The 9,166-nt window shown below is 76.5% G+C and carries 8 protein-coding genes and 1 pseudogene; 8 read left to right on the plus strand and 1 reads right to left on the minus strand.

Going from position 1 to position 9,166, the window contains the following annotated elements; all coding sequences use genetic code 11:
* Nucleotides 1–222 (minus strand): annotated as a pseudogene (locus AC5FZL_RS13170) (hypothetical protein); the annotation flags it as partial.
* 114 nt (nt 223–336) lie between these two features.
* On the opposite strand from AC5FZL_RS13170, the gene AC5FZL_RS13175 reads away from it, so the two are divergent.
* From AC5FZL_RS13175 to AC5FZL_RS13210, 8 genes are all read left to right on the plus strand, one after another.
* On the plus strand, nt 337–936 hold the full coding sequence (locus AC5FZL_RS13175) for an NYN domain-containing protein (protein ID WP_493619324.1): 600 nt from the start codon (nt 337–339) through the stop codon (nt 934–936).
* 359 nt (nt 937–1,295) lie between these two features.
* Entirely contained in the window at nt 1,296–4,343 is a 3,048-nt protein-coding gene (locus tag AC5FZL_RS13180) for an Rne/Rng family ribonuclease (protein WP_493619325.1), read from the plus strand.
* Between the two features lie 152 nt (nt 4,344–4,495).
* Nucleotides 4,496–4,801: a 50S ribosomal protein L21 gene (rplU, locus tag AC5FZL_RS13185; protein ID WP_493619326.1), complete on the plus strand. Its 306-nt coding sequence runs from the start codon at nt 4,496–4,498 to the stop codon at nt 4,799–4,801.
* Nucleotides 4,802–4,814: 13 nt separating this feature from the next.
* Nucleotides 4,815–5,072, plus strand: coding sequence for a 50S ribosomal protein L27 (rpmA, locus tag AC5FZL_RS13190; RefSeq protein ID WP_493619328.1), 258 nt, complete (start codon nt 4,815–4,817; stop codon nt 5,070–5,072).
* 102 nt (nt 5,073–5,174) lie between these two features.
* Nucleotides 5,175–6,731: a GTPase ObgE gene (gene obgE / locus AC5FZL_RS13195; RefSeq protein ID WP_493619335.1), complete on the plus strand. Its 1,557-nt coding sequence runs from the start codon at nt 5,175–5,177 to the stop codon at nt 6,729–6,731.
* The gene (gene proB, locus AC5FZL_RS13200) at nt 6,728–7,900 is read left to right on the plus strand and encodes a glutamate 5-kinase (protein ID WP_493619330.1); all 1,173 of its coding nucleotides are present in this window, start codon (nt 6,728–6,730) and stop codon (nt 7,898–7,900) included. The genes obgE and proB overlap by 4 nt, the downstream gene beginning before the upstream one ends.
* A gap of 29 nt (nt 7,901–7,929) precedes the next feature.
* Nucleotides 7,930–8,439 (plus strand): DUF8830 family protein, encoded by a 510-nt coding sequence (locus AC5FZL_RS13205; protein ID WP_493619332.1) that lies wholly within the window; start codon nt 7,930–7,932, stop codon nt 8,437–8,439.
* A 19-nt stretch (nt 8,440–8,458) separates the two neighbouring features.
* The coding region (locus tag AC5FZL_RS13210; protein WP_493619333.1) for an aldehyde dehydrogenase family protein at nt 8,459–9,166 on the plus strand (708 nt) is incomplete at its 3' end.

Below are 9,166 nucleotides of genomic sequence, written 5' to 3' on the forward strand. Positions count from 1 at the left end.
CAGCGGGGCGAGGACGAACGGCCAGGCGCGCACCGGCCCGCCCAGGGCGAGGGCGCAGGTGCCGTGGACGACGAGCACCACCGCGACCGCGGCGAGCGCCGGCAGGGCGGCTCGCGCCCTCGGCCCGAGCACCACCGGGGAGCGGCGCGGGGCCGTGACCGCGGGAGGCGCCTGCGCCGGTGCCAGCCGGTGGGCGCGGCGCCCGGGGCTGGTGGGCGGCATGCGCGGTCCTCCGGAGCAGGAGCGGTGGAGCTGTGATCGTCTCCCGCCGGGCCCGCTGCTGCACGCCGGGGCGGGCGGTAGGGTCCGGCCATCGATCGCCGAGGAGGCAGACCCGTGACGCAGTCCCCCGCGGACCCGGACACCACCCCGGCCGACCAGCGCACGACCTACCTGCTCGTCGACGGCGAGAACATCGACGCCACGCTGGGCATGAGCGTGCTCGGCCGGCGTCCCCACCCCGAGGAGCGGCCCCGCTGGGACCGCGTGCGCGACTTCGCCTCCGAGGTGTGGCAGCAGCCGGTCAAGGCGCTGTTCTTCCTCAACGCCACGTCGGGCTCGATGCCGATGAGCTTCATCCAGGCGCTGCTGGCGATGGGGTACCGGCCGATCCCGCTGGCCGGCGGGCCGGGGGAGAAGGTCGTCGACATCGGCATCCAGCGCACCCTCGACGCGCTCCTGGACCGCCCCGGCGACGTGCTGCTCGCCAGCCACGACGTCGACTTCCACGAGCACGTGCGCCAGCTGCTCGCCGGGACGGGGCGCCGGGTGGGCCTGCTGGGCTTCCGCGAGTTCGTCAACTCCGCGTTCGGCGAGCTCTCCGCGGGCGGGCTGTCGGTGTACGACCTCGAGGACGACGTGCGCGCGTTCACCGGCGTGCTGCCCCGGGTCCGGATCATCCCGCTCTCCGAGTTCGACCCGACCCGCTACCTCTAGGGCTCAAGGTCAGGGCCCGCCTGTGCGATACTGCGGGTGGTCGACCGGCACGCCACACCTGCCGGGCGACCCGATGACGTCCTCGCCGCCCTCCACCTGGAGGTCGACCTGGCGCCGCGACCGCCCTCGGGCGGTGTGACGGGCGCAGGGGCCTGCGGGTGGGGTGGCCGGAGCGGTGCCAGGTCCTCTGGCGCCGCGCCGGGCCGCCGTCGATGTCGAGGCGGTCGTGCGCCTGCGCCCCACGCGCAGCAGTGCACCCGCCCCGGCCCCCACTGACTTCCACCGTCCTCCGGGCGGTGGCTGAGCTCCTGAGCGGCGCCGATGGTGTGGCCGGCCGGCCCAGGACGCGGAGGTCCCCCGTGACCACGGACGACACCACCCCGACCGAGCCCACCTCGACGGGGCCCCAGGCGGCGGAGCAGGCGCCGGCGGCACCGCGACGGGCGCGGCGCGCGCCGCGCCGGGCGGCCAGCAGGCCCGCCGGCCCGCCGGTCGCTCCCGACGAGGGCCCTTCCGCCTCGCCGGCGCAGGAGCCGGCCCAGAGCGGCATCTCGGCGCCCCCGGCCGAGGCCGTCGCCGAGGCCGAGCGCGTGCCGGACGCCCTCAGCGACCTCTCGGCCGGCCCGGTCGCGGTGCCTGGCGCGCCGAGCGCTGCCGAGCCCGAGCCGGCTGCGGAGCCGGCTGCTGAGCCCGAGCCCGCCGCTGAGCCCGAGCCCGCCGCTGAGCCCGAGCCCGCCGCTGGGTCCACCCAGCCCGAGCGCACCTCGGTGCCGCTCTTCCAGGCCGCCGAGCCCGCTGCTGCGTCCGCTCCCCGCCGTCGCGGCTCGCGCCGCGCCGCCAGCCGTCCCGCCGGTCCGCCGGTCCACGTCGACCCCGCGCCCGAGGCCGTCGTCGAGGCGGCTGTCGAGGCCGAGGCCCGCGAGGACGACGTCCCGGTGCCCGCGGCCGCGGTCGGCCTGGCCGCCACGCCCGACGAGGCGCTGGATGCCTACGACGCCGACACCGGCCGCACCGCGGCCGAGAACATCGGCACCGCCACGGACGCCGACGCGGACGACGTCGAGCCCGGCGAGGAGCCCGAGGCCGCCGAGGACGCCCTGCCGGGCGACGCGGAGGCCGACGACCAGGCCGAGGACGACGACGAGGCCGGTCCTGCCCGCCGCTCCCGCCGACGCCGCGGGGGCCGGGGTCGCCGCCGCCGCGGCGCCGGTGAGGGCGAGGACGCCGAGGGCGACGACGAGGCCGCTCCGGCGACCGGCATCGTCCTCGACCTGCCCGAGCCCCGAGCCACCACCAGCGCCCAGGAGGCGCCCGGCGAGGCCCTCACCGACGCGGTGACCGCGGGCCTCGACGAGGCGCTCACCGGCGCAGCGAGCGACGCCCCGGCCGACGCGGCCGCCGCCACCGACGACGACGCCGAGGGCGGCGAGGCGGAGTCCGAGGACTCCGAGGGCGGTACCCGCCGTCGCCGCCGCCGCCGGCGCAGCCGTGGCGGCAGCAGCGAGGCCGCCGACGCCGCCGAGACCACCGAGGCCGAGGCCGAGCCGGCGGAGGAGGGCGGGTCCTCGCGGTCCCGCTCGCGCCGCCGCGGCGGCGCCAAGGAGGCTCCGGCCGCCACCGGCACCGGCGCCGAGGACGTCACCGGCCTCAAGGGGTCGACCCGCCTGGAGGCCAAGCGCCAGCGCCGCCGGGACGGGCGCGACGGCGGCCGCCGCCGCCAGACCATCTCCGAGGCCGAGTTCCTGGCCCGCCGCGAGAGCGTCGAGCGGACCATGGTCGTGCGCTCGGCCGCCGGGCGCACCCAGGTCGCGGTCCTCGAGGACGGCGTGCTCGTCGAGCACTACGTGGCCCGCAAGCAGCACACCTCGATGATCGGCAACGTCCACCTGGGCAAGGTCCAGAACGTGCTGCCGAGCATGGAGGCCGCCTTCGTCGACATCGGCCGCGGGCGCAACGCCGTCCTGTACGCCGGCGAGGTCGACTGGGAGGCCGCCGGCCTCTCGGGCCAGGCCAAGCGGATCGAGTCGGCCATGAAGTCCGGCGACTCGGTGCTCGTGCAGGTCAGCAAGGACCCGATCGGCCACAAGGGCGCCCGCCTGACCGCCCAGGTCTCGCTGCCGGGCCGCTACCTGGTCTACGTGCCCAACGGCTCGATGACCGGCATCTCCCGCAAGCTGCCCGACACCGAGCGCGCCCGCCTGAAGAAGATCCTCAAGGCCGTCGTGCCCGAGGACGCGGGCGTCATCGTGCGCACCGCCGCCGAGGGCGCCAGCGAGGAGGAGCTCTCCCGCGACGTCGCGCGCCTGGCCGCGCAGTGGCAGGAGATCTCCACCCGCGCCAAGCAGGTCAGCGCCCCGACCCTCCTGCACGGCGAGCCGGACCTGACGATCAAGGTCGTCCGCGACGTCTTCAACGAGGACTTCAGCCGGCTCGTCGTCTCCGGTGACGACGCGTGGGACGCCATCAAGCCCTACGTCGACGCCGTCGCCCCCGACCTGACCGACCGCGTGGTGCGCTGGGACGGCGCGGGCGACGTCTTCGCCGCCCACCGCGTCGACGAGCAGATCGCCAAGGCCCTCGAGCGCAAGGTGTGGCTGCCCTCGGGCGGCTCCCTCGTCATCGACCGCACCGAGGCCATGACGGTCGTCGACGTCAACACCGGCCGCTTCACCGGCTCCGGGGGCAACCTCGAGGAGACGGTCACCAAGAACAACCTCGAGGCCGCCGAGGAGATCGTCCGCCAGCTCCGGCTGCGCGACATCGGCGGGATCATCGTCGTGGACTTCATCGACATGGTCCTGGAGTCCAACCGCGACCTCGTCCTGCGCCGCCTCGTGGAGTGCCTGGGCCGCGACCGCACCAAGCACCAGGTCGCCGAGGTCACCTCGCTCGGGCTGGTGCAGATGACGCGCAAGCGGGTCGGCCAGGGCCTCATCGAGGCGTTCAGCGAGCCGTGCGAGCACTGCGCCGGCCGCGGCGTCGTCGTCCACGAGGAGCTCATCGACGCGGTCGAGGAGCCGGCGCCCAGCGGGGAGGCGCAGGCCCCCCGGCCCAGGCGCCGCACCCGCGAGGACGCCGCCCGCGACGCCGTCCGGGAGGCCATCCAGGAGGTCGCCCAGGCGTCGAAGCTCGTCGCGCGCACCTCGGACTCCGACGGCGACGCCGCCGGAGGCGCGGAGGACGAGGTCGTCGACCTCGACCCCCGCGAGATCGCGGACGCCGTCGAGCCCGAGGCCGCTCCCGACCTCGCTCCCGACCTCGCTCCCGAGCCGCACGCCGAGCCGAGCTCCGAGCCGAGCTCCGAGCCGAGCTCCGAGCCCAGCCAGGAGCTCGCGCCGGAGGAGGCCGGGGAGGCCCTGGGGGCCGACAGCGAGTTGGACGGCGACCGCCCGGTCACCGCTGGGTGAGGGCGGCGCGCGGGGCGCTTTGACGTTCCCGCACGCAGGTCCGTATCCTGCAGTGTCGGCGTGCCCTCGGCGCGCCCCGCTGCGTGCGGTCCTGATCCGTTCCGGATCCCCACCACGCAGCACGTCGAACGATTTCAGGGAGTGAGCCACAGGTGTACGCGATCGTCCGCGCCGGCGGCCGTCAGGAGAAGGTGTCCGTCGGTGACGTCGTGACCGTCGACCGAGTGGCCGGTGAGGCCGGGTCCACCGTGCAGCTCACCCCGCTGCTCCTGGTCGACGGCGCCACCGTGACCAGCGCTGCTGATGCGCTGGCCGGTGTCACCGTCACCGCCGAGGTGATCAACGCGACCAAGGGTCCGAAGATCATCATCCAGAAGTTCAAGAACAAGACCGGCTACAAGAAGCGCCAGGGCCACCGCCAGCGGCTGTCCCGCCTGCGCGTCACCTCCATCGGCTGAGAGGGAGCACTCCATGGCACACAAGAAGGGCGCCAGTTCCACCCGGAACGGGCGCGACTCCAACTCCCAGCGGCTGGGCGTCAAGCGCTTCGGCGGCGAGATCGTCAAGTCGGGCGAGATCATCCTGCGCCAGCGCGGCACCCACTTCCACCCCGGTGAGAACGTGGGCCGCGGCGGCGACGACACGCTGTTCGCCAAGGCGGCTGGCGCCGTGGAGTTCGGCACCAGCCGCGGCCGCCGCGTCATCGCGGTCGTCCCGGTCGCTGACTGACGAACCCCAGCACCTCGTGCGGAGGGGCGGTCCGGGCTCTGCCCAGACCGCCCCTCCTGCGCTTCCCCCGCACTCCGCAGCACCCAGGAAGGGGTGAGACCCGTGGTGACCTTCGTCGACCGCGTGGTGCTCCACGTCCGAGCCGGCAACGGGGGCAACGGCGTCGCCTCGGTGCGCCGCGAGAAGTTCAAGCCCCTCGGCGGGCCGGACGGCGCGAACGGCGGCCGCGGCGGTGACGTCGTCCTCGTCGTCGACCCCTCGACCACGACCCTCCTGGACTACCACCGCTCTCCGCACCGCGCGGCCGGCAACGGTGGCCAGGGCGCGGGCGACATGCGCCACGGCGCCAACGGCGAGGACCTCGTCCTCCCCGTGCCCGACGGCACCACCGTCCGCGACGCCGACGGCCGGCTGCTGGCCGACCTGCTCGGTGCGGGCACCCGCTACGTGCTGGCCGAGGGCGGCCGCGGCGGCCTGGGCAACGCGGCGCTCGCCTCGGCCAAGCGCAAGGCGCCGGGCTTCGCGCTGCTCGGCGAGCCCGGCACCGGCGGCGACGTCGTCCTGGAGCTGCGCAGCGTCGCCGACGTCGCCCTCGTCGGCTTCCCCAGCGCCGGCAAGTCCAGCCTCGTGGCGGCGCTGTCCGCCGCGCGTCCCAAGATCGCCGACTACCCGTTCACGACCCTGGTGCCCAACCTCGGCGTGGTCGAGGCCGGCGGCGAGCGCTTCACCGTCGCCGACGTGCCGGGGCTGATCCCCGGCGCCAGCACGGGCAAGGGCCTGGGCCTGGAGTTCCTGCGCCACGTCGAGCGGTGCTTCGCCATCGTCCACGTGCTCGACTGCGCGACGCTGGAGCCCGGCCGCGACCCCCTGAGCGACCTGGAGGTCATCCAGGCCGAGCTCGCCGCCTACCCCCTGGCCCCGGACGCCACGGGCCCGACGTCGGTGCCGCTGCACGAGCGCCCGGCGATCGTCGTCCTCAACAAGGTCGACGTGCCCGAGGCGCGCGAGCTCGCCGACCTCGTCCGCCCCGACCTCGAGGCCCGCGGCTTCCAGGTCTTCGAGATCTCCGCCGCCTCGCACGAGGGGCTGCGCCCGCTCATGTTCGCGATGCTGGGGCTGGTGCGCCAGGCCCGCGAGCAGGCCCCGCTCGTCGAGGCCCCGCGCGTGGTGCTGCGCCCGCGCGCCGTGGACGAGAAGGACTTCACCGTCACGCGCGAGGAGACCCCGGACGGCGAGGTCTTCCGCATCCGCGGGGCCAAGCCCGAGCGGTGGGTGCACCAGACGGACTTCACCAACGACGAGGCCGTCGGCTACCTCGGCGACCGCCTGGCGCGCCTGGGCGTGGAGGACGAGCTGCTCAGGGCTGGCGCGGTCGCCGGCTCCGAGGTCGTCATCGGCCCCGGGGACGAGGCCGTGGTCTTCGACTGGGAGCCCACCCTCGTCGGCGGCGCCGAGCTGCTGGCCGGCCCGCGCGGCACCGACCTGCGCCTGGACCAGGGCGGACGCCGCTCGCGCGGCCAGAAGCGCGAGGAGTACGAGGACCGCCGCATCGCCCGCACGCTGGCGCGCGAGGAGCTGGCGACCGAGCGCGCCGCGGGCCACTGGACCGCGCCCGACGCCGTGGACGCACCCGGCGACGGCGAGGACGCCGGGCGGTGAGCGCCGGCCGCTCGGTGCGCCGCCTGACCAGCCGCGCCGACCTGCCCACCGCGGGCCGGGTCGTCGTCAAGGTCGGGTCCTCCTCGCTGACCACGCCCTCCGGCGGGATCGACGAGGAGCGGCTCACCGCGCTGGTCGACGTCCTGGCCGCGCGGACGGCTGCCGGCACCGAGGTGGTGCTCGTCTCCTCCGGTGCCATCGCCGCGGGCCTGGCCCCGCTCGGCCTGGACCGCCGCCCCCGCGACCTGGCGACCCAGCAGGCCGCCGCCAGCGTGGGCCAGGGGCGGCTCCTGGCCCGCTACAGCGCCGCGGCAGCCGCGCACGGCCTCACGGTGGGCCAGGTGCTGCTCACCGCGGACGACGTCGTGCGCCGCGGGCAGTACCGCAACGCCCAGCGCACCCTCTTCCGCCTCCTGGGCCTGGGCGTGCTGGCCGTGGTGAACGAGAACGACACCGTGGCCACCGCCGAGATCCGCCTGGGCGACAACGACCGCCTGGCCGCCCTCGTGGCGCACCTGGTGCAGGCCGACGCGCTCGTGCTGCTCTCCGACGTCGACGCCCTCTACGACGGCCCGCCCTCGCGCGCCGGCACCCGCCGCGTGCCGGAGGTGGCCAGCGCCGCCGACCTCGCGGGCGTGCAGGTCGGCGGCACCGGCACGGCCGTCGGCACCGGCGGCATGGTCACCAAGCTCGAGGCCGCCCGGATCGCCACCGGGTCGGGCACCGCGACCCTGCTGACCTCCGCCGACCTCGCCGCCCAGGCCCTGGCGGGGGAGGACGTCGGCACGTTCTTCGCCCCCACCGGGCGCCGCACGAGCACCCGGATGCTCTGGCTCGCGCACGCCGCGGAGCCCGCCGGACGCCTGCTCCTCGACGCCGGCGCGGTCGCCGCCGTCACCGAGCGTGGCGCCTCGTTGCTGCCTGCTGGGGTGACCTCGGTGGAGGGGGTCTTCGAGGCCGGGGACCCCGTGGACCTGTGTGACGAAAAGGGCCGCACGCTCGCGCGCGGGCTGGTCAACTACTCCTCGTCGGAAGTCCCGGACCTGCTGGGACGCTCGACGCGGGACCTCGCCGACGCGCTGGGACCCGGGTACGACCGGGAGCTGGTGCACCGCGATGATCTGGTGCTGGTGACCGACCGCTCGGCGTCCGCCGGGCGCGGGCGTTGACGCCGAGCGAGCGCGAGGGAGGGGACCCGGTGGAGGAGCCACCCAGCCTGGCCGACCGCCGCGCCCGGCTGTCCCCGGTCGCCGCGCCGGTCGAGCCGCCGGCGCCCGAGCTGCCGGCGACGCCCCCCACGACGCCCCCCACGACGTCCTCCGCGACGTCCTCCGCGCCCCTGGCGCCGGTGCCCTTCGCCGGGGGGCACGCCGAGCTGCTGCTGTGGCACGTCACGGTCACCTTCGCCGGTCCTGCCACCGACCCCGACCGCCTCGTGCCGGCGCTGCGCGCCCTCGTCGACCAGCAGCCGTTCCTCGCCTCGGTGCGCTACTCCGCCGACCACGCCGAGGTGAGCTACTGGGACGAGGCCGAGGACGTCGACGACGCCGCCGCCCTGGGGCTGCGCCTGTGGGCCGAGCACCGGCGCGACGCCGGCCTGCCGGACTGGAAGGCCGTGGGCATCGAGGTGGTCGACCGCGACACCCTGCACACCCGCGGCCAGCGCCTGCCCCCGCCCACCGGGCTGGGCGAGGTCCGTCCCTGGTGAGCCGCGGGGAGCGCCGCCGGTGACCGACGTCCGCAACGACGTGCAGGACGCCGTCGAGGACGCCTGCGAGAGCGCCCGGGCCGCGGGCCCGACGCTCGCGGCGCTCTCGGGCGCCCAGCGCGACGCGGCGCTGGTCGCCGTCGCCGACGCCCTGGCCGCCGCGCAGGAGGCGCTGCTGGCCGCCAACGCCGTCGACGTCGGCCGCGCCCGCTTCGCCGGGCTGGCCGGGCCGACCCTGGAGCGCCTGGCGCTGGACGCCGACCGGCTCGCGGCGCTCGTGCAGCACGTGCGCGACGTCGCGGCGGCTCCCGACCCGGTGGGCGAGGTGCTGGAGGAGCGCGAGGTCGCGCCCGGGCGCCTCCTGCGCCACCTGCGCGTCCCGCTCGGGGTGATCGGCGTGGTCACCGAGGCCCGGCCCGACGCCGTCGTCGACCTCATCGCCCTGGCGCTGCGCTCGGGCAACGCCGTCGTGCTGCGCGCGGGCACGGCCTCCCGGCAGACCAGCCTGGCCGTGGTCGCCGCGGTGCGGGAGGCGCTGGAGGGCGCCGGCGCCCCGGTCGAGGCAGTGCAGGGCCTCGACGGCCAGCGCCGCGAGGCCGCCACCGCGCTCGTGCGCGCCGACGGGCTGGTCGACCTCGTCGTCCCCCGCGGGGGCAGCGCCCTCGTGCAGCGGGTGGTCGCCGAGGCCACCGTGCCGGTGCTGCGCACCGCCTCCGGCGGCGGCGCG

The organism is Quadrisphaera sp. DVD1 (assembly GCF_058932755.1).